Here is a 23,070-nt window from a genome sequence, read left to right as displayed (position 1 = left end):
ACTAAATTTTATCATGATTATATTTCAAAAAGATATTTTAAAAAAGGGTTTCTGTTTCTTCTTAATCGGACAAATGGTTTTGACCACCAGCGCTATCAATATTCCCGGTAAACAAAAGCAAGTTGCCGAAAGCGAGGATGAGTTTTCAATTGCGGTAATTCCTGATACTCAATATTATACTTCAGAGAAAAATGGAGGTAAAAAGGAGATGTTCTCTGCACAGACTAAATGGATAGTCGAAAATGCAGCGAAGGAGAACATCAAATATGTAATCCATTTAGGTGATATCTCTGATGATGGCGAGAAATTTCCTCAGCAATGGGTAAATGCATCTGAGTCTATGTACATTCTGGAAAAGCCTCTGCCGGGCTATCCACAAGGCATCCCTTATGGTATGGCTGTAGGGAACCATGATCAGACCAAAAGCCAGTATCCTTTAAGTGGCAAAACAGATCAATACAACAAGTATTTTGGCATTTCTCATTTTAAGGAAAAAAAATGGTACGGTGGTCATTATCAAGACAACAACGATAGCCATTTCGATCTTTTTGAGGGTGGTGGAGTTAAATTTATCAGCATCTTTTTAGAATATGACTCTTATGGAGAGGATATTGAAGGAATGAACAAATGGGCCGCCGAGGTACTTGAAAAATACAGCGATAGGAAGGCCATTCTGGTTAGTCATTCCATAATTCATTTTAATAAAACAAAAGGCACCAATGAGAAAGGTTTTCCAAAATTTTCAAAACAGGCCCAGCGGGTGTTTGATCGCTTGAAAAGCTATCCAAATGTAATGATGACCTTATCAGGTCATGTAGGTGATAATGGTGAAGGTTATCGTCAGGATGGTTACGCGGGAAATATCATCAAGTCGTTTTTATCTGATTATCAAAGTCGTTCTGATGGTGGGCATGGATTGATGCGTCTAATGAAGTTTTCAAAATCAAAAGATCTGATTAGCGTGCGTACTTTTTCGCCTTATACTGGTGAAGAAGAAAAAGATGCGGATAGTGAGTTTACATTACCATGGTTGCACCATAATAGTGTAGCCCGTTATCAGGATTACAATAACGACCAGACTACTGATATTGCTTTTTTTTCTAATGGGATATGGAAAATTGAAGGGCAAAAAGATGTAAAATTCGGGAACGAAGAAGACATTGCTGTTCCGGCTGATTATAATGGTGACGGAAAGACTGATCTGGCAGTGTTCCGACCATCGGAAGGTAAATTTTATCTGGAGAGCGGAAAGATGGTAAATCTTGGACAGAAGGGTGATATTCCGGTATGCGGAGATTACGATGGAGATGGCTTTGCAGATTTTGCAGTTTATCGTCCATCTACACTTACATGGTATTTTGATGGGCTTGACAGTATTGTTTTTGGTCATAAGAATGGTATCCCTGTTCCTGCAGATTATGACGGTGACGGAATGCTGGATGTCGGCATATTCCGCACAGATAATTCTTTATGGCAAACAAGCCTGGGTAATATTCCATTGCAAGTAAAGCACACACCAGGTGATATTCCCGTTCCGGGTGATTATGATGGTGATGGGAGAGCCGAAATGGCGATATTTCGTCCTTCTACCGGAGAGTGGATCATTGATCGATTTAATCAGTCTATAAAATTGGGTAAAGAAGGAGATCTTCCGGTACCGGGCAATTACTTTAAAGACGGTAAAACTTATCCGGCAGTATACAGGGATAGTAAAATTTATCTTCAAAATAATCACACTATTGAAGCAAATCGGGGCAAAGCAACAGAGCTAATAATTGCCAGGTGATATGTAAGTTAGGTACTTTTTGAGAAAAGAACATCCAATAAAAAGGTCAGCTATCAAAAATAGCTGACCTTTTTATTTTATTCTCATGTAGGATATTCTTTAAGCATATACTACTTCAAATCCTCCATACATCGCCATTTCGGCGGAATGGTTAACTGTGAGCTTTAATTTCATTCTTTCAATTAGCTCCTTGGCAAAAGTAATGCTTCGGTGCAAGTCGTTATTGCCCCTGATCTCAATCCCTCTGGCCAACATTTTAAATTTATTGGGTTCAAATTTTTCTATGAACTTTTGAAGGTCTGTTTTGGTCTCTGTTTTTCGCATAAATCTTGAGTTTAATGTATTCTAAAAGCCAAAATCATGGAAATTGTTTGGAATATATTCTTAACATTCTCCAGGTTTTACACACTTTCTCCTGTTTTGTTTCAATAACCAATTGATAATCAACCAAAAAACATCAAAAATATTTTTATTCTGCTGCAAAGTCATAAAAAGAGCATTATGACAAGATAAGCTCAGAAACTGACAACATTAAGATAGAATAATGATATAAAAAGTGGCTTATTTGTCTCACCAAATATAAGAACGGCTAAAATGAGAATGATTATTTACCTAATCGTACTAAGTAATACCCTGTTTCAATATTATTCAAATAAAGCAAGAGTAATAGGCAGAAACGCATTCAAAATAACTCTCCATAAGGCTAAGATTCTATTTCTGGGTAATGAAATACGCATTGCAATTTAATTAACCTTTAAATCTATAAATCTCTAACCAAAAAAATCATGCACAGAAAACTACTTAAGGTATTCCATGGTAGTGGAATCCAGGCAAAGGATATACGTTGGTATCCTAAACCAAAATTAAAATTTCTAATGGCAGTGATTGCCCTTTTTACATCAGTAAATGCTTTCTCTCAAATCATGATATCTGGCAAGGTAACTGATGATGAAAATAAGCCTTTAGTTTCCGTTACGGTTACTTTAAAAGGAGGTAATGGAGGTACCCAGACCGACGCCAATGGAAATTATACTATAAATGCTCCTACACCAGGTTCAGTACTTGTTTTTCGATACATTGGATTTAAAAATCAGGAATTCACGGTAAACGATCGGAAAGTCATTAATGTCCGTATGGTTACCGCCGGTGGAGAAGACCTGAATGAAGTTATTGTTGTTGCTTATGGTACACAAAAGAAAGCGACCGTGTCTGGAGCGATCAGCACTTTACAGGCCTCAGATATTGTCCGATCACCTTCTGTGGCCGCTACAAGTGCTTTGGCTGGGAAAATTCCTGGTGTAACTGCACGTACCACGGATGCCCGACCAGGAAATGGTGCCAATTTACAAATCCGAAACCTGGGAAATCCTTTATATGTTATTGATGGGGTAGCATATAGTACCAGCAACGGTACTGATGGGTTTGGCCTTAATACAGGTATTTCGGGGGTTAATGCATTTAACCAACTTGGAATAGATGATATTGAGAGCATAACGGTACTTAAAGATGCCTCTGCTTCCATATACGGTTTGGCCGCGGGGAATGGCGTGGTATTGGTAACCACTAAGAAAGGAAAAAGAGGTGACAAATCTACTTTCGGACTTTCCAGCTATTATGGCTTCCAAAATTTCTCCCGTTATCCTTATCCTGGAAATGCAGGACAATACGTCAGAGGCCGTTTAGAATCTGAACAAAATCTTGGCCGTAATCCGGCGGATCTCTATTCTCCGCAAGAATTAGCCAAATGGGAAGCAGGAACAGAACCCGGTTATCAAAACAACGATTATTATGCTTTTATCGTAAGGGACAACGTTCCGCAACAATTTATAACAGCAAATGCTTCAGGAGGATCTGATAAATCAAGCTATTATTTATCTCTGGGTCATATTAATCAGGAAGCTGCACTTAAAGATTTCAACTTTAACCGTACAAATCTTCAGGCTAACATTTCCAGTACTGTCTTAAAAGGTTTTACAGTTGGAGCCCAAATCAGTGGCAGGATAGAAAACAGGCATAATGTAGGAGTTCCGGGATTGGACGATTACTTTAATCCTTTACTCAGTATTGGCAGTATGTGGCCTACAGAAACAGCTTATGCTAATAACAACCCTTTGTATATTAATCAAACACACAATGTAAACGTTAACCCTGCAACTTATTCGAAGGACATAACCGGTTATATTGACAACATTACCCGAGGAGCTGGTGCGAAATTAAATGCACAGTACGAGTTTGGATTTGGCTTAACTGCAAAGGCATTGTATTCGTATGATTATAGTAATGAGGATTTTGATGGTTTTGAATATACCTATCCTGCGTATATTTATGACGCGGCTACAGACACCTACAATGACAGAGCTCCAAACGGTGCTTTATATGGCAACCAAAATCCATGGAGAGAAAGACATAAGAGAAATGTTGTAGCCAAGTTTGCACAGTTTCAATTAAACTACACCAAACAAATTAATGATCATTCTATAGGTGCTTTAGTTGCATTTGAACGCAAAGACGCTACTAATGATTACCTGGCATTACACTCAGTTCCGCCAAACAACATTATTCCAACGCAGGTATTTGCTGATTTGGATTACATAGGTGATTCACATTATGAAGAGGCTTTTGAAGGATATGCGATGAGGTTAAATTATGACTATAAGAAAAAGTACCTTGTTGAGGCTGTTGGCAGATATGATGGTTCATTTCTTTATCGTTCAGGCAGTCGTTTTGGATTTTTTCCCGGCGTGTCTGTAGGCTGGCGTATTTCGGAGGAAGGTTTTTTTAAGAAAATCTTTTCTAAAAGCATTAACGATCTAAAATTCAGGGCCTCTTATGGCGAGACCGGAACATCTTTACAAGATGGTGGTGGTAATTATTATTCGCCAAATCCTTTCGCTTATTTGGGTGGGTATAACGTTAATGCCGGCAATGCTGTATTTGATGGTACGTTTTATAATGGTGTAGCACCGAGAGGACTACCCACTACCGTTATCTCATGGTTAACCAATAAAACATCGAACGTAGGTGTGGACTTTACCATATTCAAACATTTTACAGGACAGTTTGATTTATTCAGACGCAAACGTTCAGGTTTTCCCGCACCGCGCTATGATGTAGTATTACCAAATGAAGTAGGATATAGTTTGCCACCAGAAAATTTAAATTCAGACGTTACTCAGGGATTTGATGGTTTTATTACCTATAGCAATTCAATTGGTAAGGTGGATTTTTCAATCGGCGGTAACGCAACATTCGGCAGGACTAAAGATGATTACTTATACAAACCACGTTTTGGAAATTCTTACGATCAGTACAGGAACGATAGGACTGGCCGTTGGCAAAATGTGAATTGGGGACATCATATCTTAGGAAGGTTCCAATCTGAACAACAAATTAATGACTACCCGGTTAACATAGATGGACAAGGTAACAGAACGCTTTTACCCGGTGATTTAATTTATGAGGATTTAAATGGTGATGGTATTATAAATGCCATGGACATAAAACCCATTGGATATGCAGAAGGGGCTTTGCCTTATTTTAACTACGGCATAAACGGCCGTATTACGTGGAAAGGTATATCGCTTGCATTTGATCTGATGGGCGCAGGTATGCAGACCTATTTTAGAGATTGGGAATTGAAATTTCCATTTCAAAATAATGGAAACTCACCTGCTTATATGCTAACAGATCGTTGGCACAGAGCAGATCCATATAACCCTAACAGTGAATGGATTCCAGGAACTTACCCTGCATTAAGGAAGGACAACACCGGACTATCTGTTTTTACCAGTCCGCTTAGTGGCAATAACCGAAATGATTTCTGGACAACCAATATTCGTTATCTAAGACTGAAAAATCTGGAATTGGGTTATTCTTTCTCAAAAACCCTACTACAAAAAGTAAATATCTCTGCCTTAAGAATCTATGTTAACGGTTCAAATCTGTTTTCTTTCGACAATGTAAAGGAATATGAAATTGATCCGGAAATTTCAGCAGGCAATGGATTGGTTTATCCTCAACAAAAGATCTACACACTAGGGCTTAATTTAACACTATAGTATCATGAAAAATGTATCAAAATATATAATATTCAGCTTAGTTCTCCTGCTAAGTTTTAGCTCCTGTAAAAAGAATTACTTGGAAAGGGAGCCAACTACGATTATTACAGATGATCAATTATGGAAAGATCCTAAACTAATAATAGGACTGCTTGCCAATTATTATAACCGGATCCCTACTGATATGGGTTTAACCGATCAGGCTGGTTCACAATGGAGAAATATGGCTGATTACGATGATGCAATGTGGTCAGGCTTCTCCAACGAAGAAGGGCGGAACAACATTGTAAGCTATGACAGAGGCCGCTGGAGACTATACGATTATGGCTTTGTTCGTGATCTTAATCTGGCTATAGAGAATGTAGATAAATTTGGAGCTGCAACGCTTAGTGCGGTTCAAAGGACTCAATTGAAAGCAGAATTCAGATTTATAAGGGCCTATCTTTATTTTGAAATGGTAAAAAGGATGGGAGGGGTGCCATTAATTACCACTCAGTTAATCTACAATTTTGAAGGAGATCCAACCTATCTGCAACAACCCCGCGCAAAAGAAGCAGAAGTATATGATTTCATTGCTTCTGAGCTTGATGCGGTTAAAAATGATATCGCTAATGAGGGTAGTAAAGGGAGAGCAAATAAATACACCTGTATGGCATTGAAAAGCAGGGCCATGTTATATGCTGGCTCTATTGCCAAATATAATGCTTTGCTAACCCCAACAATAACTACGACCGGAGGAGAGGTAGGTATACCTGCGTCCAGAGCTGATGAATACTTTCAAAAATCATTGGAAGCTTCTAAGGAAGTAATAGCAGGTCCGTATGCCTTATATACAAGTAACCCAAATCTGGGAGAAAATTTTTATGAGGCTGTTGTAAAGAAAACAAATAATCCAGAGGTGATCTTTGTACGTGATTTCCTGACAACTAAGGCTAAGAAACACGGATTTACTTACGATAACATTGCCAGGGGTATACGTGAGGATAACTTAAGTTCGTCCAATATTACGCCTTCGTTAAATCTGGTAGAAAATTATGAATATCTTGATGGATCTGAGGGGAAACTTAAAACCAGAAATGCTGGCAACACTGATTATATATATTATGATCGTACCACCGATATATTTGCCGGTAAAGATGCAAGGCTATATGGAACAATAATTTTCCCAGGCGCACCATTTAAAGGCTTAACAGTTGATATGCAAGCTGGTGTTATGGTATGGAATGCTGCAACAAATTCATATCAGACAGTTGAAGGCCCAGATCTTGGAACAAACTACACAGATAACAAACCTCTAATTGCCGCTTCTGGGCCTCACAGATCTATACAAGAAGTATCAAACACAGGCTTTTATCTTCGCAAGTATATAGATGCAAATGGTGGAGCTTCTACAAGGGGGATTCAAAGTGATGTTTGGTGGGTATGGTTTCGTTTAGGAGAAATATATCTGAATGCTTCGGAAGCCGCATTTGAGCTTGGACAAACAAATGATGCATTAACTTATATAAATTTAATTCGGCAGCGTGCCGGTTTCGGTACAAACAGCCTGACAAGCGCAACTCTAACTATAAATAAAATCAGAAATGAGCGCAGAAATGAATTAGCTTTTGAGGATCATCGCCTATGGGATCTAAAGCGCTGGAGGCAGGCAGATAAAGTTTGGACCGGTAATTCAGATAGTCCTGATGCGGTAGTATCAGCCTTGTATCCATATCGTGTAATTCGCCCAGGAGACGCGGCCCGAGACGGTAAATATGTATTCGTAAAAATGGCAGCTCCCAGGTTTAGGTCGCCACGGTTTTTCCAAATTTTTAATTACTACTCATCTTTTGATCAGAATGTAATAAACAACAATCCAAAAATTGTTCAAAATCCATTTAATTAATCAGGTTATGAAAATGAAAGTATATATATATTCATTGCTGTTTATCGTGGCAGCAGGAATTGCAGGGTGTAAGAAAGATAATTACACCGCACCAAAATCTTTACTTACAGGTAGAGTGGTGTATGAAGGTCAGGCCATTGGTGTCAGATCAAATGGCGTACAGTTGGAATTATGGCAACATGGCTATGATTTCTTTACAAAAATTCCAGTTTATGTTGCACAAGATGGTTCTTTTTCTGCCTTAGTATTTGATGGCGACTATAAATTAACCAGATTAAGAGGAGTAGGGCCCTGGATTAATAATACGGATTCAATTGATGTTAAAGTGAGCGGAAATACAATTATTGATGTTCCCGTAACGCCTTATACATTCGTTAAAACCGTTTCCTATCAGAAAGCTGGTACAACGGTAACTGCTACCGTCAATTTACAAACAGTAAACACCACTAATTTGCTTGAGTCAGTCAAATTATATGTCTTTAAAACAGCCCTTGTTGATGATGCTAATCAAAGTGCTGTTACGACAATTGCTGCTTCTGCTATTCCAAACATTAATCAGCCACTTACTATGAATGTTGTGATTCCGGCTTCATTGTCAAATGCCGATGCGGTATATGTTCGGGTAGGCGTAAAAACAGCAGGAGTTGGGGAACTTGCCTATTCAATGGCAGAAAAAATCCAGCTTAAATAATTATAATAAGTAAAAAGTAGCGTCCTAATCCTTCGCTACTTTTTACTTCAATTTTATATAATAAGTAAAAAGTAGCGTCCTAATCCTTCGCTACTTTTTACTTCAATTTTATATTATGACAATGTCTTGTGATGACTTCCCTTTTGTACCAATTTCTTATAATCTTCTAAGAGTGAAATGTATTTTTCCATCCAGTAATAAACAGAATCTGAGTGATTTGATGAGAATTCATCTTTATAGACAGATACAGAGCCCAAACACCTGAATTCATTCTGAAAATCGGCTGAAAAATCATGATTAATGGCTTTACCTATCTCAATGATTACATCTGCATGCAATTTTCGCTGTTTAAACCAATTGTATAATGTCCTTCTATTAACGTGCATACGTCTGGAGAGGTCGCTAATATTTACATTTTGTCTCCGGACTGCGAGTTCAATAATTTCTCCTGCATTCTGTTCCATAACATAGTTTTTAGATAAATCAGACTAAACGTTAGGGACGTTTTAATGGAAGGAGCCTAAATGTTTTGGGAAACGGGTTGAGATGGTTAGAGCGGCAATATGAAAGAATTAGGCATCTTTGAATCAAAAGTATCGAATGAACAGACCCGCAGACAACCTGTTGATTGTCAAAAACTCCCTTTTGATGTTCAAATTTCCATAACAGTAATTAGGATTATTTGTTTTACATGGACAATCTAAACATTCCTATCTCAAAGTTGTTAACCAGACAGTTAAAGATTAAAATACATGTATTATGAAATCTATTTGGAAAGGCGCTATTGGGTTTGGCCTGGTTAATATCCCTGTAAAGCTGTACTCGGCCGTACAGAACAGCAATCTTGATTTCGATATGCTGGATGAAAGAGACCATGCGAGGATAAAATATAAACGTGTCAATGAAAATACCGGTAAAGAAGTTCCCTATGAAAAAATAGTAAAAGGGTATCAGCTTGGTGAAAAATATATTGTGCTTAATGATAAAGATTTCGAGGAGGCTAGTCCGGAAAAGACCAAGGTCGTTGAGCTAGAGCGCTTTGTTGACATCAGTGAAATCAATCCAATTTATTACGAAACCTCGTACTATACACAACCTGAAAGCCAGGGAAAAAAAGCATATGCATTACTTTTAAGTGCGCTTATTAAATCAAAAAAGGTTGGAGTAGCGCGTTTCGTATTCAGAAATACGGAGAACCTATGCGTTATTCATCCTATGGATGAGGTACTGGTTATTACTAAAATCCGGTTCGAGGAAGAAATTCGAAGCACAACAGAAGTTAAGCTTAAAGGAGAAAAAACGATAAGCAGCAAAGAGCTGGAGATTGGTATGGCCTTAATAGCTCAATACAGTGGTGATTTTGACATTAGTTCATTTAAAGATGAACATCGGGTTGAGCTGTTAGCCATTATAAAAGCAAAAGCTAAGGGTAAGCGACCCATTATTAAGAAAATGCAACCTAAAACAGCAAGCAGCGATGATCTTTACAGCCAATTAATGGAAAGTCTTACTAAGAAAAAAAGAGCCTAGTAATAATAAGTTATGGTGGAAACTAAAAATATGATTAAAGAAAACGGCCTGGTATATATAACTGATGCCATGCCTGGGATTTACAGAAAAGGGAAACCAGGTAAATTTCATTATGAAGACAGTGATGGTAACTGGATAAAGGATGAAAATCAATTACAACGGATAAAATCACTTGTGTTACCACCAGCGTGGACATCAGTTTGGATATGTCCTAAACATAATGGCTATTTGCAGGCTACGGGAATTGATGCAGCAAATAGGAAACAATATAGGTATCATAGCAAATGGACCAAAAGAAGATCTGAACATAAATATTTTAGGCTGCTGGAGTTTGGCAAAGCATTACCTGAAGCCAGAAAAAAAATTAAAAGAGATTTAAAACGTAAGGATCTCGATGAACAAAAAGTACTAGCTATTTGTGTTGATCTATTACAAAAGACATTATTGAGAGTGGGCGGAAAAAGTTATATGCAAAAATATGGTAGTTTCGGTCTGAGTACTCTTAAAGATAAGCATGTTAAAATTAAAGGGAACTCGCTACATCTAAGTTTTGTAGGGAAGAAAGGAGTAAGACATACAATGGCTTTAACAGACCAGCGTTTATCAAGGCTTGTAAAAAAATGCAGAGACATTCCCGGACAGGAACTTTTTCAGTTTTATACTGATGATGGGATGCATAGAAGTATTGAGTCGGGCCAAATCAATCAATACATTAAAGAAATTACAGGAAATGATTTTACCGCCAAGGATTTCAGGACCTGGGGAGGAACTTTGGAAGCGTTAAGACAGTTTGCAACTTGTCTGAAAACTGAGAACGGATATTCTAAAGTGAAAACGGAAATACAAGTTTTGGACTCCGTTGCTAAAAAATTAGGAAATACCAGGGCAGTTTGTAAAAGTTCATATGTTTATCCTTTACTTCTGGAAGCCCATAAAAACGATGCACTTCATAAGTGGTTAAATCGGGTAAGCATATTAAGCAATCCAACAAATAAGCTATTGGAAAAGGATGAGAAAGTCTTATTGTCCTTCCTTAAATACTCAAAAGAACAGAATTAGCTGAAATAAATAAAAGCATCAGGCAACCATTTGCAAATAGTTGCGTATTAGATAGTGAAGCGATGATGACAGGACAACTCTAAACGTTCATCAAAGTTATCGCCCTTTTATGTACTGTCAATCGGAGTAATTAATTGATCATTTAAATTACTTACTATGAAAACTTATTCTGTAAAATTCTTTTCTGCCATCCTTGCTATGGCAGTTATTCTGTTAGTTCTTTATTCAGGCTGTAAAAAGAAAAGCAATGGGCCTGATGTTACCTACAGAACTTATACGGCTACAGTCCAGCTAAACAGTTCTAATGAGGTCCCTGTGGTTACAACAACAGGAATGGGCACGGCAAACATCACTTATAGTGAGCAGTCTAAAACGATTGCTTATACCATTACATGGCAGCTTGGATCTGCTACTGCAACAACTACAGGCATGCACTTTCATGGTGCAGAAAACGGATCAAACTCAACTAGTTCCCCAATCGTAATTGAAATCCCTGGCTTTAGCACTGCCAGTTCAGGTACACTTACAGGAACTACAAGAGTGTTGAACACTGCGGAGATCAGTCAGCTTTTGTCTGGAAAATGGTATGTTAATATCCATAGTTCAGATTTTACAAGTGGAGAGATAAGAGGCAACATAGTTCTTGTTGCTGCCAGTACCGGCAATGGAGGAAACAATGGCGGTGGTGGTGGATACTAAAGAAAGAAACTGCCCCGAATATGATCCGGGCAGTTTCTTTTTAAAGTTGAAGAACCTTTCCTAATTCATATCTGCGATCGGTATCATTTTTAAGTTTATCGTAATAACTCTTTAATTTCTTATGACTGCTGTTATCAAATTTATAGATCTCCTGAGCATTTACAATGGTTCTTAATGCCTGTATTCCCCAATATTGTCCAAACGCCGTAGGGTCTCTTATTATGGCATCAACCAGCGGGTCTACATATTCGATGCTAGGTTTCATATATAAGAATGCATATCCACTTAGTCTCTCTCCATTGTCTACACTTTTCAGTGCAGCAGTAATATCGAAATTAATTAAAGACGAGACCAAATCCATCATTGCTTTTATAATCTCTGTAGTTTTGCTTGTGCGGCTGCTACCAACAGGGAAACTATTTCTAACATGGTTATAGGATTCTATTAGCCGCTGAAGTTGCTCATCGGGCGAGAGGGTTTCATTTGTGTATACTTCAAGAGGTTTTGTTAACGCCAGCTCAGCTTTATGGAGTGCGCTTTGCGCTTTACCCGCAGTTTCATCAGCCTTTTCTGCAATCCGGGAAAGTGCATTTTGATCTGCTTCAGAAAATACTCCAGCCAAATACGTACGAGTAGTGATGTATCCAAAAAGAAAGCCAAAACAGGTATAACCTATAATAATTGCATAAGCGAAAGCCAGGGATAAATCTTCGGAAGTACCCTTTGGATCACTAAGGCCATTTGCCAAAATTTTTGCGGCGGAATAGATATAAGGGGGAATATTAGTCAGATTTACCAATCCTAGTCCCACTATAATTTTAGTTAACCAATCAGATATCTCCGTTAAATTGGAATTAACTTGTTGTTGATAGTTGGGTTGGGTAATGCCGGCGTTAGCGTCAGGTACTGCCGGACGCTGAAGAATTTTTGGAATACCGAATAGAAATCCGATCACACAGCTACCTAGAAGGCAAGCAAACATCCACATAAAGATGGTAGCCTTACCGGATGAGCTGGTGCCGAAAAAAATTGCTATTAAAATACCAAACACAAGAAGACCGATTGTAAACCAATTAAGTAGTCCCAGAGAAAGCGCATTTGTCAGGTTAGTTCTTTTAATTCGAAACATAACTCTTTTTAGATTAAAGGGATGAATTTTATCTAAGCTGAATATACCTTCAGATATTGTCCTGTTACGATAGCATGTTATGGGTTGAATCCCTTCGAACCAACCTTTTATAATCTTCAAGTAAAGCGATGTATTTTTCCATCCAATAATAGACGGAATCGGGATGTTCAGAGTTAAAGTCCTTTTTAAAGGACCTTAGGTCCTCATTATAATTTAAGTGTTTTAATTCTCCTTCAAAATCACTTGAAAAGTCGTAATTGATAGCCTTACCTATTTCTAAAATTACATCGGTATGCAATTTCTTTTGCCTAAACCAATTATATAAGGTCCGTCTGTTTACATTCAAGCGCTTGGATAGTTCGCTAATATTCACATTTTGTCGTCGAACAGCTAGTTCAACGATTTCTCCGGCGTTATGTTCCATAACTTTAGTCATTTTAGATAATATTTGGTTGAACGTTAGGGACCTATCAATATAATAGCATATGGTATTTTAAGGGTTAATAAAATCGAAGAATTAGAATTAAGTGGAGCAGCGTCATGAAAATTTAGGCATCTTCTAATCAAAGATATTTAACAAAAAGAAATATATAGACCTGCTAGTAGTCAAAAAAGTACTTTTAGTGTTCATGCCCTTATTATAAATGATTATAAATAACTATTTCATCATCAATTAAATATTATCAATTTTATTATCCAAGTTAATTATTATCCCTATCGTCAAAAATATATCCCTAATATATTGTATCATGGAAAATGTATTAAAAAGCAACTGGTATATCGTTTATACCTTTCCCAATCTCGAAAAGAAAATCTATAATGAACTTACCAGAAAGAATATAAAAGCTTATTTGCCTTTGCAAAATGTAATAAGGCAATGGAGCGACCGTAAAAAAGAAATAAAAGTACCCATGTTTCCAAATTACGTTTTCATTAATTCAACAGAGAGGGAGCGCTTTAAGCTATTAAAGATAGGAGGGGTATTAAAATTTATAACTTTTGAAGGTAAACCAGCAATGGTGTCTGAGGATGAAATTTCTCATATAATGAAATTTGAAACTATGGTTTTTGAAATAGAAGCAAATCTTGTTAGTGGTGATGAAGTGATGATTGTAGACGGACCTTTTACCGGCTTAAAGGGAAAATTATTCTTTAAAAGAGGGAAGGAGCGTCTTGGAGTTCATTTGAGTTCCATAAATCAATCACTGTCTATCGAGGTTTGTTCATCCAGTTTAAGAAAAGTGGTCAATAAAAATAGTTATAACTAACTATTGATGTTCGTTTATAAAGAGTTTAGCTTTATTGGTATATAAATTAAACGATTTTTAGAATTTACTGAACTTATTATAAGGGTGTTATTGTGACAAACCTCTAGCGAAGCTTTACAATTTCATCTTTAGCCTGAAAACTTCCTCAATATGCTTCCGCTTGTTACATGTGTGATGCCAACCTTTAACAGGAGATACTTTATTCCGCATGCCATCAAATATTTCCAAAGGCAGGAATACCAGAATAAAGAGTTAATTATAATTGATGACGGTTCTGATTGTGTACAGGATCTGATTCCCAAGGCTGATAATATAAAATACATTCGCCTTGACCATCAAGTATCTTTAGGTGCAAAACTTAATTTAGCGTGCAGGCATGCATCAGGTAGTATAATAGTTAATTGGGATGATGATGACTGGTATGCTGATTATCGAATAAATTATCAGGTAAAAGAGCTGAAAGAGCGCAACGCTGATATTTGTGGAATAAATAATTTACTCTATTATGATCTGTTAAAAAAAGAGGCTTTTCAATATAAATACCCTACAAATCAACGTAAATGGCTGCTGGGAAGTTCACTTTGTTATCAGCGGTCTTACTGGGAAAAGAATCAATATAAAGATATAAATGTAGGTGTTGATGGCTTATTTGTTTGGGCCGCCTCACCCGAAAAAGTAACCGCACTTACAGATTCGCAGATGTCTGTCCACATGATACATGATCAGAATATTAGCCTGAAAAAAACCTCCGGTGATTGGTGGCATCCTTATCCGGTACTGGATATAGAGCGCATCACGAATTTAGATTTAAAATATTATCCTAAACATGATCAAATTGTTTCAGATAAATGGAATTTAAAGATTGTAAGAAAGCAATTAAAAAATGTTTTTGCTTGCCTGGTACATGAAAGGTTAGATTGTGTAATTGATATGGTTCGCAATTTGCATTTTCAAGATCCATCTTCGAGTATTATTATTTTCAACAGTAGCGCCAATCTTAATTTAAACTCCTGTTCATTTCCTTTCGAAGAATTTGGAGCTATAGTAAATCCAACTGTTATGCCGGTGGAGCATGGTTACCTCCATAATTTTGCACTTGAATGTATGCAGTTTGCACTCGATAATTTTTCATTTGATATTTTAACTATTGTAGATTCTGATCAATTAAGTCTGCAGTCAGAATACTCGACTTTCATGTCAGATTTCTTCTCGCAGAAAAGTAATATTGGACTTTTATCAAACCGACCAGAACATATAACTGCAAACAATACTGATGTTTTTACCTCTATTCAGGCATTTAAAGAATATGATTTATGGAAACCATTGCTTAAAACTTTTAAAGATGGTGAAAGTAAATTCGTTCATTGGTCTTTTTGGCCCTCAACTGTATTTACCTACGATGCAGTTAAGGATCTGGTAAAGCTTTTTAAAACAAATAGTATTCTTCAAAATATAATGAACCATACAAAAATATGGGCAACCGAAGAGATCATATTGCCAACGATGGTGAGTTTGCTTGGTTATGAAATAGTATTAAACCCTTGTAGCCATGATTTTGTTAATTACAAGAAAGCTTATACAACAGAAGAATTAGATTGTGCATTTAATGATCCTAATGCTTTTTGGGTACACCCGATAAATCGCAAATACGATGATCCCCTTAGGAAACATACCCGTAAGCACTTAAATAATTATATACAAAAGCCCGAAGAAACAGATAAAGAAGATGATAAGCAGGTATTGTTTTTACCTGCACAAGTTTTAATTGAAATTAAGCAAATTGATGGGTGGTTAAGTGAAGGTGAAGCCGAATTGTTACTTGCTTGTGGATTAAAAGCTTGCGATCAATTCCCAAATGGACATGTAGTTGAGGTTGGCAGCTACCATGGAAAAGCAACAGTTCTGCTAGGAAAGCTGGCTAAATCGGTATCAGATAGCATAAAAGTTTATTCAATTGATCCACATAATGGAATATTAGGTTCTGCAGATCAAGGTTTGCAGCAGTTCGAGCCATCTTTAGATCATTTTAGAAAAAATATTGAAAATGCCAATTTATCTGAAACAGTAGTTTCAATAGTTGATGAATCCAAAAATGTAAAATGGAACACCCCAATTTCCTTATTGTTAATCGATGGCCTACATGATTATTTAAATATTTCAAATGATTTCAGACAGTTTGCATCCTGGATAGAAATCGGGGGCTACCTGGCATTTCATGATTTTGCCGATTACTTCCCTGATGTAATGGCATTTGCAAATGAACTTATTTCAAAAAAGAATTATCAAAAATTCCAGCTAACAGATTCTTTACTGGTTTTAAAGAAGTTGAATTAAAGCATTACAACAAAGATGGCCAATCTTAAAAACAAAAATTTACCAGTGTGGCTATATTGGGAAGGTGAGCTTCCTGACTGGATCAACGCTTGCCAGAAAACGGTATTTGCACATGTAAATAATGTACAATTACTAACCCCAGAACGATTTAATGAATTGCGGGATTGTGATCTGGACATCAAAATTAGTGATTTATATGTGGCTCATCGGGCGGATTTCATTAGGGCATTTTTGCTTAAAAAATTTGGCGGACTATGGATCGATTCTGATTGTGTTGTCATCAAACCACTCCAACCTTTGATGGATATTTTGAATATGTACGAGTTTATGGGGTATCGGGAACGTTCTGGAGAGGTTACAAATAATTTTATGGGGGCATCATTGAATAGCGATATTGCCTCTGGTTATTATAATCGGGTTTGTCAAATCTTACGATCCGGACAGCCAATAGACTGGCTAACAATTGGTTCACAAGCCTTAACAGCAACCTTAAACGAGGGTAAAACCTCATGGTATGAACTAAAGGTTGAACAGATTCAGCCGATCTGCTGGAGCAATCCTTCAGCATTTTTTCAAAAGGCTAATGATGAGGTACACCAGCAAATGCTCAATTCAAATTCTTACTGCTATATGGTTTCTGCCAATATGGTTAGGGGATATCTGGAAGAAAATCAATATCCAAATATACTTGATGAGGATACTTTTTTTAGCTACTTATTAAGAACCTCAGAAGCCAATAAAAAGACAAAATCCACGCATGCTTAATAGATAAATGATGAATGATCTTTTGAATATTGTTTACAGAAAAGATACGGATGATGATCGTTGGGTTATTCCGGAAGTTATTAACCAGGACATGTACCGTATTAAAAGCCGATTTGCCAATATCGAACCTTTAACCCAAAGTTATGTGATTGATTGTGGCGCCCATATTGGCGCATTCTCTATAATGTGTGCAAAGCATTTAAAAAACGTTGATGTTATTTCCTTTGAACCAAACCCCGATAGTTTCTGGTATCTAAATGAAAACGCCAAAAGGTTTGGAAAAATTAAAGCATTGAATAAAGCCGTTTCGGTAACCAGCGGAACATTAAACCTTTATTCACCAGATCAAAGTGACTGGAGCGGGCGATGGACATCAATACCGAATTCAAATGACTTTTTATCTGTTGAATCTGTTGGGTTATTTTCCTTTATCAAAGAACTTGACAGAGATGTTTTTATACTTAAGCTCGATATTGAAGGTTACGAAGAATTTCTATTTGAGGCTTCAAAAGAAGAGGACCTAAAAAGGATACAAACCATTATTGTTGAAACGCATACAGATAATTTTAATCACCAGAAGCTAAAGGATTACGGTTATAGTCTATTATTTAACCCTGATATTTCTGCGGCTAGGCAGTTTGTCTATTCAAAGAATTGAGCTTACACTTTATTTAAAGACATGTTACGCACAGCACTTGAATTTTTATCAGATGAGCTTAACGCTTATCTTAAACGCAAGGATGCCACAAACTTCGGAAATGAAGATGTTGTTATGATCTCATCGCTGATGACTCCTGACGGCACATTTGCTGTTGTATCAGACGGAGGTGAAGTATCTAAGATAATTTTAACGCTGGTAAACCTGGAAGAAGATCGCATTTCTGATGCGCAGTACAACTATCGAAAAACAGATGACAAGATTCAAATAATTAACCCTCCGGTTAATCTAAATGTTTTTGTTATTTTCTCTGTCTTCGCTAACAACTATGCTACCGCGCTAAGACTACTATCTTACGTGATTTCATTTTTTCAAGGTAACCAGGTTTTTGATAGTGATAAATATCCGGGTATCAATGCAAAGGTTGACAATGACAAACCCTGGCAAAAGGTAGGCCGTTTACTGGTTAATTTACATCCTATCACTTTTGAACAGCAAAACAACCTCTGGGCAGTTCTTGGGGCAAAGTATATGCCCAACGCAATTTATAAAATACGAACCATGAGTTTCATTGACCTGGAACCTAAAATGGAAGCACCTCCAATTACAGAAGTTACCATTAGCGACAATTAAGTTAACCTCCAATCTTTTTTGTAATGATAAAAATCAAATACAAAGCTCTTTTTTCAGTGGAGTTTCCCCATACCTTTTACAGTTCGGGTAAATGCCCTGATATAGTTTTGCAACCATCTGAGAGCTGTGCCATTCTCATGAAATCGCTGGGATTACGTTTTCTGCCAAGTGATTTTGGCGGCAAATTGTATGCAAAGGTGGATAGTCTGGATGTCATTAAAAATCCTTTAACGGAGGGAACAAAATTTACATTCCTGCTTAAACTGAGAAACAATCTGTTTGAAAACGTTACCGACATCAATCTGATCAAACCAGCTGGCAGTCATTATTACTTCAATAACCTGAGCTCAAATTTATTAGCAAGTGAGCCGCTGCTGGTTTCCAACAAAACAAATAAAATTGTTTCAGAAGCAGATTTACTTCCCTTTGTAAGTAATACCTTTTCTTTTGCACATAATAGTAATCTTGCAACTCAAACCGGAAAGTTAGAGTTTATAGACAGCGGAGAGAGTTTGCAACAACAACTGGATAACTCCAATAATGTATATAATTTTTCTTTCGATCTTAATAAATCAAATGGAGGGCGAACCCGCTTTTTAATTGATGGAACCGAAAAGACCTCTTTTTATTCAATCAATCCCCATGAGACCTCTGATGTATTTGGAGTAATTGAAATTTTTTACAAAAGCAATTTAAGTTCAGCCTATCAGTTTCAAAATAATGATCATTCAATCAGCACAAAAAATTATAAAATACCATTTACGAATCGCTCAACAAAATGGAGGTATATTATTACCAAACAATTTAACTCATCTATAACTACTATCAATGTGGCCAAAACCAATGGCTCATCTATAGATTTCACATTACTTGGAAGCTCACCCCCAGGGAAATTCATTTTTACTTCCAACGATGTACTTCCACTTAAACAAGAGCCAATTACGGGGATCAAATTGACAGATGGAACCAATAAAGTAATCATAGCCAATTTACCAAACCCTCCTTTAAATCTCATAAGAACAGAAGGTTCTGATACTTTCTCAGATATTTTAATCACAATCTAATTAAAAACCTACCAACATGGCAGATGTATTTAAAACCCCCGGGGTCTATATACGTGAGATCCCAACGTTTCCACCTTCCGTAGCTGAAGTGGAAACCGCTATTCCTGCATTCATCGGTTATACTGAGAAAGCAACTTTTAATGGTAAAGATCTTACGCTGTTACCCCAGCGAATTGGTTCATTGCTAGAATATGAGCAATTGTTTGGTCTGGCCCAAAAGGAAACAGCATTTACTGTAACCATTACAGACACTACCAATAGTGATTCTTCAGTTGCAAGAACAATCTCTATTGACAAGGCACATGTAACAAGCTCAAGGTTTAAACTATATTATGGGCTGCAGATGTATTTCGCCAATGGAGGAGGGCCGTGTTACATTGTATCGGTCGGTTCATATCCTTCTTCAGTCCCTTCCGATGCTGATATTGTATCACAAAAACTTCAAGATGGTTTAGCTGCAATAGCGAAAGTTGATGAGCCTACTTTACTGCTTTTCCCCGATGGACCTTCTCTGGATTCATCAAGCTATTATTCGCTGATTAATCAGGCGCTAAATCAATGTTTCCTGCTTCAAGACAGATTTACCATTATTGATGTAAAACAGCTAAAAGACACGCCTAATGATATCAACAGCTCAGCAGATGATTTTAGAAATGCAGCAACCCTGGGCAGTAATATGGATTTGATAAAATATGGAGCTGCTTACTTTCCTTATCTGGAAACTATATTAAATTATCGATTTGAAGACAAAGATGTAAACGTAGTTTATAAAACTGTTGTTGGAGGAGTAGAAACAACCCAAACTGTCGAAGCGGTTAATGATCCCGGAAATATTAGTCTGGCAAGTATCCAAAATCCGCCGTCTAATTTAAAAGAATCAGTAAAAACGGGCCTTAATCTTCAGAAACCCGCCCCGGCAGTACCAACATCTCCAGTTACCCCACCAGAAGTTACGGGCAATACGGAGCTTTATAATCTGATCAAGCTCCAGCTTCAAAAAATAACCATTGTTATGCCACCTTCAACAGCAGTTGCAGGTATTTACGCTGCTGTTGACAGCTCAAGAGGCGTTTGGAAAGCACCCGCTAATGTTTCGCTATCTTATGTAAATGCAGCATCGCTAAAGATTTCTCATCAGGATCAGATGTCACTAAATGTTGATCCCACATCAGGTAAATCAATAAATGCGATAAGGTATTTTACAGGTAAAGGGGTGATGGTTTGGGGAGCAAGAACCTTGGCCGGAAATGACAATGAATGGCGTTATGTACCCGTGCGTCGGTTCTTCATTTTTGCAGAAGAATCCATTAAAAAGGGGACTGAATGGGTTGTTTTTGAACCAAATGATGCCAATACCTGGGTTAGGGTGAGGGCTATGATCGAAAACTTCTTAATTAAGCAATGGAGAGCAGGCGCGCTTGCAGGTGCTAAACCGGAGCATGCATTCTTTGTCAGGGTTGGCCTCGGTGTAACCATGACTGCACTTGACATATTGGAAGGCAGAATGAATATTGAAATTGGCATGGCCGTAGTACGTCCGGCAGAGTTTATCATACTGAAATTCTCTCATAAACTTCAGGAATCTTAATTAATCAGCTTTAAAAGCTCATCTAAAACTAAATAAAATGGCAACTTATCCACTACCAAAGTTTCATTTCCAGGTTGACTGGGGCGGAACCAAAATTGGCTTTACGGAAGTAAGCGGATTAAATATCGAAAATAAACTGATTGAATACCGTGATGGCGCTTCACCCGAATTCAGTAAAATTAAAATGCCCGGCATGAGGGAATTTAGCAACATCACACTAAAGCGAGGAGTATTTGCTGCTGATAATGAATTCTATCAGTGGTTAAATACCATAAGCCTTAATACTGTTGAAAGACGCGATGTAGTCATCAAACTACTTAATGAAAATCATGAGCCTGTAGTCACTTGGAAAATTAAGAACGCCTTTCCAATTAAAATACAAAGTACAGATTTAAAGGCAGACGGAAGTGAAGTGGCCATCGAGCAACTTGACCTGGCCCACGAAGGACTTACTATACAAAATGGCGATTAACCTATGATATTATGAGTTTAATCAGCGGTATCATTGATGGATTAATCTATCCACCGGTTGGCTTTCATTTTCTTGTTGTATTTGAAATGTTCCCGCAAACTCCCCAGGATGTGCGTTTCCAGAGTGTAAGCGGACTAAGCGCGAGTATTGCAACAGAAACTGTAGCCGAAGGCGGAGAGAACAGGTTTAAACATCAGTTTCCAGGAGTTCCTCAGTATAACAAACTTATTTTAAAACGGGGATTGTTTTTGGGATCTTTTGTAAGTCACTGGTGCAGGGATAGCATCGAAAATTTTAATTTTCAGCCAAAAAACATCCTTGTGAGTTTATTGAATGACAGCCACATTCCGCTAAATGTATGGCATGTATTTAATGCCTACCCAACTAAAATTGATGTCTCCGAATTCAATGCAGAACAAAATACAATGGTAGTTGAAACATTAGAATTAACCTACCAGTATTTTAAACCAATGGGACTCGACGATTTGTTAATGGGGGCGGTAGGGGCCGTTGGTGGCGCAATAAGTGGAGGTGTCTCTGGGTCCGTAAGTTTTTAAACCATGCCAATTATAATAAACGAAATCGAAATTTCTGTATCCGTTTCTGATGATCCTTCGTCTTCTGGAGCGCCTTCTCAAAGCAGCGATACACTTTCAAAAGAAGATATTATTAAAGAATGCGTAGAGCAGGTTATGGAAATTCTTAAACAAAAAAATGAACGCTGACAATGGGACTTCTTGATGCCTTAAATCCCTTTATGCCTGCCGATAAACTTAAAATTGAGTCATGGGAGAAAATTGAGCGGGCAGGAGATTCGGAGAAAACGTTTTCTACTTTTATTAATCCTGATGAGATTACCCTTAATTATACCGTTCTATCTGAGCAGAATTCTGCAAGCGGGGCAACAGGTAATGCCGGTCCATTTCTTGGCACTACGCCATTTCAAGTTACATTAAAGTTCTTTTTGGATGGCACAAATGCTACGGGTGTTCCTTTGGATGTTAAGGACAAGATTATTGAATTTTATCAAACTACAGGATACGATGGTAAAGGCCATAGAACAAGGTTCCTTCGTATAAAATGGCCAGGTTTAATCTGGTACAGGGCCAATCAGTTTGCATTTGATTGTATCTTAAAAACAGCAAACATCCAATACAAACTATTTAATAACGGAGGAAAACCACTTAGGGCAATTATTACAGCAACTTTTATTGAAAAAAGAGCAAAAGCTCAAATTGAAGCTGAAGAAGATAAAAAATCCGCGGACCTTACCCATATCCGAATTGTGAAAGAGGGGGATACATTGCCGGCAATGGTTCACAAAATTTACGGCAATTTTAAATATTATCTGGAAATAGCAAAGGTTAATAACTTGAAAAATTTCAGGGATTTAATACCCGGACAGAAATTGGTTTTTCCACCTTTTGATAAGAACGTAAAATAGTTAGACA

The 23,070-nt window shown here is 37.3% G+C and carries 22 protein-coding genes; 18 read left to right on the top strand and 4 right to left on the bottom strand.

Going from position 1 to position 23,070, the window contains the following annotated elements:
- The first annotated feature begins 13 nt into the window (after positions 1–13).
- Positions 14–1,786 carry a metallophosphoesterase gene (locus AC6CH7_RS10765; protein WP_498262699.1) on the top strand — a complete coding sequence of 591 codons (1,773 nt, stop codon included), beginning with the start codon at positions 14–16 and terminating at the stop codon, positions 1,784–1,786.
- Positions 1,787–1,885: 99 nt separating this feature from the next.
- Here AC6CH7_RS10765 and AC6CH7_RS10760 read toward each other — a convergent pair whose 3' ends face one another.
- Positions 1,886–2,110 carry a hypothetical protein gene (locus tag AC6CH7_RS10760; RefSeq protein ID WP_498262698.1) on the bottom strand — a complete coding sequence of 75 codons (225 nt, stop codon included), beginning with the start codon at positions 2,108–2,110 and terminating at the stop codon, positions 1,886–1,888.
- 461 nt (positions 2,111–2,571) lie between these two features.
- On the opposite strand from AC6CH7_RS10760, the gene AC6CH7_RS10755 reads away from it, so the two are divergent.
- The 3 genes from AC6CH7_RS10755 to AC6CH7_RS10745 are packed head-to-tail and all read left to right on the top strand — an operon-like array spanning position 2,572 to position 8,420.
- A complete protein-coding gene (locus AC6CH7_RS10755) occupies positions 2,572–5,844 on the top strand; it encodes a SusC/RagA family TonB-linked outer membrane protein (RefSeq protein WP_498262697.1) in 3,273 nt (1,090 codons plus the stop codon).
- Between the two features lie 4 nt (positions 5,845–5,848).
- Positions 5,849–7,729 (top strand): RagB/SusD family nutrient uptake outer membrane protein, encoded by a 1,881-nt coding sequence (locus tag AC6CH7_RS10750; RefSeq protein WP_498262696.1) that lies wholly within the window; start codon positions 5,849–5,851, stop codon positions 7,727–7,729.
- Positions 7,730–7,742: 13 nt separating this feature from the next.
- The gene (locus AC6CH7_RS10745; protein ID WP_498262695.1) at positions 7,743–8,420 is read left to right on the top strand and encodes a DUF3823 domain-containing protein; all 678 of its coding nucleotides are present in this window, start codon (positions 7,743–7,745) and stop codon (positions 8,418–8,420) included.
- 113 nt (positions 8,421–8,533) lie between these two features.
- Here the strand turns inward: AC6CH7_RS10745 and AC6CH7_RS10740 are convergent, their stop codons facing one another.
- Positions 8,534–8,884 (bottom strand): hypothetical protein, encoded by a 351-nt coding sequence (locus AC6CH7_RS10740; protein WP_498262694.1) that lies wholly within the window; start codon positions 8,882–8,884, stop codon positions 8,534–8,536.
- Positions 8,885–9,179: 295 nt separating this feature from the next.
- On the opposite strand from AC6CH7_RS10740, the gene ku reads away from it, so the two are divergent.
- The 3 genes from ku to AC6CH7_RS10725 all read left to right on the top strand — a co-directional run bounded on the left by ku (position 9,180) and on the right by AC6CH7_RS10725 (position 11,708).
- Positions 9,180–9,950 (top strand): non-homologous end joining protein Ku, encoded by a 771-nt coding sequence (gene ku, locus AC6CH7_RS10735; RefSeq protein WP_498262693.1) that lies wholly within the window; start codon positions 9,180–9,182, stop codon positions 9,948–9,950.
- Between the two features lie 30 nt (positions 9,951–9,980).
- A complete protein-coding gene (locus tag AC6CH7_RS10730; RefSeq protein WP_498262692.1) occupies positions 9,981–11,009 on the top strand; it encodes a DNA topoisomerase IB in 1,029 nt (342 codons plus the stop codon).
- A 156-nt stretch (positions 11,010–11,165) separates the two neighbouring features.
- Entirely contained in the window at positions 11,166–11,708 is a 543-nt protein-coding gene (locus AC6CH7_RS10725) for a CHRD domain-containing protein (protein ID WP_498262691.1), read from the top strand.
- Positions 11,709–11,748: 40 nt separating this feature from the next.
- Here the strand turns inward: AC6CH7_RS10725 and AC6CH7_RS10720 are convergent, their stop codons facing one another.
- Together AC6CH7_RS10720 and AC6CH7_RS10715 are read right to left on the bottom strand one after the other, a co-directional pair.
- Positions 11,749–12,837 (bottom strand): hypothetical protein, encoded by a 1,089-nt coding sequence (locus tag AC6CH7_RS10720; RefSeq protein WP_498262690.1) that lies wholly within the window; start codon positions 12,835–12,837, stop codon positions 11,749–11,751.
- Positions 12,838–12,901: 64 nt separating this feature from the next.
- Entirely contained in the window at positions 12,902–13,261 is a 360-nt protein-coding gene (locus tag AC6CH7_RS10715) for a hypothetical protein (RefSeq protein WP_498262689.1), read from the bottom strand.
- A gap of 325 nt (positions 13,262–13,586) precedes the next feature.
- Between AC6CH7_RS10715 and AC6CH7_RS10710 the strand changes: the two genes are divergently transcribed.
- The 11 genes from AC6CH7_RS10710 (at position 13,587) to AC6CH7_RS10660 (ending at position 23,063) form a co-directional block, all read left to right on the top strand.
- Positions 13,587–14,105: a UpxY family transcription antiterminator gene (locus AC6CH7_RS10710; protein ID WP_498262688.1), complete on the top strand. Its 519-nt coding sequence runs from the start codon at positions 13,587–13,589 to the stop codon at positions 14,103–14,105.
- 150 nt (positions 14,106–14,255) lie between these two features.
- Positions 14,256–16,439 carry a glycosyltransferase gene (locus tag AC6CH7_RS10705; RefSeq protein ID WP_498262687.1) on the top strand — a complete coding sequence of 728 codons (2,184 nt, stop codon included), beginning with the start codon at positions 14,256–14,258 and terminating at the stop codon, positions 16,437–16,439.
- A gap of 15 nt (positions 16,440–16,454) precedes the next feature.
- Entirely contained in the window at positions 16,455–17,204 is a 750-nt protein-coding gene (locus tag AC6CH7_RS10700) for a capsular polysaccharide synthesis protein (RefSeq protein ID WP_498262686.1), read from the top strand.
- A gap of 7 nt (positions 17,205–17,211) precedes the next feature.
- Positions 17,212–17,862, top strand: a complete 651-nt coding sequence (locus AC6CH7_RS10695) for an FkbM family methyltransferase (protein ID WP_498262685.1) — start codon at positions 17,212–17,214, stop codon at positions 17,860–17,862.
- Between the two features lie 21 nt (positions 17,863–17,883).
- Entirely contained in the window at positions 17,884–18,495 is a 612-nt protein-coding gene (locus AC6CH7_RS10690; protein WP_498262684.1) for a Pvc16 family protein, read from the top strand.
- Positions 18,496–18,518: 23 nt separating this feature from the next.
- Complete coding sequence (locus AC6CH7_RS10685; protein WP_498262683.1) at positions 18,519–19,559, top strand: hypothetical protein; 1,041 nt, start codon at positions 18,519–18,521, stop codon at positions 19,557–19,559.
- Positions 19,560–19,575: 16 nt separating this feature from the next.
- The gene (locus AC6CH7_RS10680; protein ID WP_498262682.1) at positions 19,576–21,147 is read left to right on the top strand and encodes a phage tail sheath family protein; all 1,572 of its coding nucleotides are present in this window, start codon (positions 19,576–19,578) and stop codon (positions 21,145–21,147) included.
- 37 nt (positions 21,148–21,184) lie between these two features.
- Complete coding sequence (locus tag AC6CH7_RS10675) at positions 21,185–21,619, top strand: phage tail protein (RefSeq protein ID WP_048905512.1); 435 nt, start codon at positions 21,185–21,187, stop codon at positions 21,617–21,619.
- 11 nt (positions 21,620–21,630) lie between these two features.
- A complete protein-coding gene (locus AC6CH7_RS10670) occupies positions 21,631–22,176 on the top strand; it encodes a phage tail protein (RefSeq protein ID WP_498262681.1) in 546 nt (181 codons plus the stop codon).
- A gap of 3 nt (positions 22,177–22,179) precedes the next feature.
- Positions 22,180–22,344: a DUF5908 family protein gene (locus AC6CH7_RS10665; RefSeq protein ID WP_498262680.1), complete on the top strand. Its 165-nt coding sequence runs from the start codon at positions 22,180–22,182 to the stop codon at positions 22,342–22,344.
- A 2-nt stretch (positions 22,345–22,346) separates the two neighbouring features.
- The gene (locus AC6CH7_RS10660; RefSeq protein WP_498262679.1) at positions 22,347–23,063 is read left to right on the top strand and encodes a CIS tube protein; all 717 of its coding nucleotides are present in this window, start codon (positions 22,347–22,349) and stop codon (positions 23,061–23,063) included.
- Positions 23,064–23,070: the final 7 nt, after the last annotated feature.

The organism is Pedobacter sp. GQ55, from assembly GCF_059758925.1.
Note: the sequence above shows the minus strand (reverse complement) of the source record. Positions and strands in the feature narration are given on the sequence as shown.

What these genes read in the sequence shown, in the direction of transcription:
- AC6CH7_RS10755 (WP_498262697.1), top strand. Translation starts at nt 2,572, where the DNA reads ATGCACAGAAAACTACTTAAGGTATTCCATGGTAGTGGAATCCAGGCA.
- AC6CH7_RS10660 (WP_498262679.1), top strand. Translation starts at nt 22,347, where the DNA reads ATGGGACTTCTTGATGCCTTAAATCCCTTTATGCCTGCCGATAAACTT.
- AC6CH7_RS10720 (WP_498262690.1), bottom strand. Translation starts at nt 12,837, where the DNA reads ATGTTTCGAATTAAAAGAACTAACCTGACAAATGCGCTTTCTCTGGGA.
- AC6CH7_RS10675 (WP_048905512.1), top strand. Translation starts at nt 21,185, where the DNA reads ATGGCAACTTATCCACTACCAAAGTTTCATTTCCAGGTTGACTGGGGC.
- ku (WP_498262693.1), top strand. Translation starts at nt 9,180, where the DNA reads ATGAAATCTATTTGGAAAGGCGCTATTGGGTTTGGCCTGGTTAATATC.
- AC6CH7_RS10750 (WP_498262696.1), top strand. Translation starts at nt 5,849, where the DNA reads ATGAAAAATGTATCAAAATATATAATATTCAGCTTAGTTCTCCTGCTA.
- AC6CH7_RS10695 (WP_498262685.1), top strand. Translation starts at nt 17,212, where the DNA reads ATGATGAATGATCTTTTGAATATTGTTTACAGAAAAGATACGGATGAT.
- AC6CH7_RS10665 (WP_498262680.1), top strand. Translation starts at nt 22,180, where the DNA reads ATGCCAATTATAATAAACGAAATCGAAATTTCTGTATCCGTTTCTGAT.
- AC6CH7_RS10710 (WP_498262688.1), top strand. Translation starts at nt 13,587, where the DNA reads ATGGAAAATGTATTAAAAAGCAACTGGTATATCGTTTATACCTTTCCC.
- AC6CH7_RS10760 (WP_498262698.1), bottom strand. Translation starts at nt 2,110, where the DNA reads ATGCGAAAAACAGAGACCAAAACAGACCTTCAAAAGTTCATAGAAAAA.
- AC6CH7_RS10680 (WP_498262682.1), top strand. Translation starts at nt 19,576, where the DNA reads ATGGCAGATGTATTTAAAACCCCCGGGGTCTATATACGTGAGATCCCA.
- AC6CH7_RS10740 (WP_498262694.1), bottom strand. Translation starts at nt 8,884, where the DNA reads ATGGAACAGAATGCAGGAGAAATTATTGAACTCGCAGTCCGGAGACAA.
- AC6CH7_RS10700 (WP_498262686.1), top strand. Translation starts at nt 16,455, where the DNA reads ATGGCCAATCTTAAAAACAAAAATTTACCAGTGTGGCTATATTGGGAA.
- AC6CH7_RS10745 (WP_498262695.1), top strand. Translation starts at nt 7,743, where the DNA reads ATGAAAGTATATATATATTCATTGCTGTTTATCGTGGCAGCAGGAATT.
- AC6CH7_RS10690 (WP_498262684.1), top strand. Translation starts at nt 17,884, where the DNA reads ATGTTACGCACAGCACTTGAATTTTTATCAGATGAGCTTAACGCTTAT.
- AC6CH7_RS10725 (WP_498262691.1), top strand. Translation starts at nt 11,166, where the DNA reads ATGAAAACTTATTCTGTAAAATTCTTTTCTGCCATCCTTGCTATGGCA.
- AC6CH7_RS10730 (WP_498262692.1), top strand. Translation starts at nt 9,981, where the DNA reads ATGATTAAAGAAAACGGCCTGGTATATATAACTGATGCCATGCCTGGG.
- AC6CH7_RS10765 (WP_498262699.1), top strand. Translation starts at nt 14, where the DNA reads ATGATTATATTTCAAAAAGATATTTTAAAAAAGGGTTTCTGTTTCTTC.
- AC6CH7_RS10715 (WP_498262689.1), bottom strand. Translation starts at nt 13,261, where the DNA reads ATGGAACATAACGCCGGAGAAATCGTTGAACTAGCTGTTCGACGACAA.
- AC6CH7_RS10670 (WP_498262681.1), top strand. Translation starts at nt 21,631, where the DNA reads ATGAGTTTAATCAGCGGTATCATTGATGGATTAATCTATCCACCGGTT.
- AC6CH7_RS10705 (WP_498262687.1), top strand. Translation starts at nt 14,256, where the DNA reads ATGCTTCCGCTTGTTACATGTGTGATGCCAACCTTTAACAGGAGATAC.
- AC6CH7_RS10685 (WP_498262683.1), top strand. Translation starts at nt 18,519, where the DNA reads ATGATAAAAATCAAATACAAAGCTCTTTTTTCAGTGGAGTTTCCCCAT.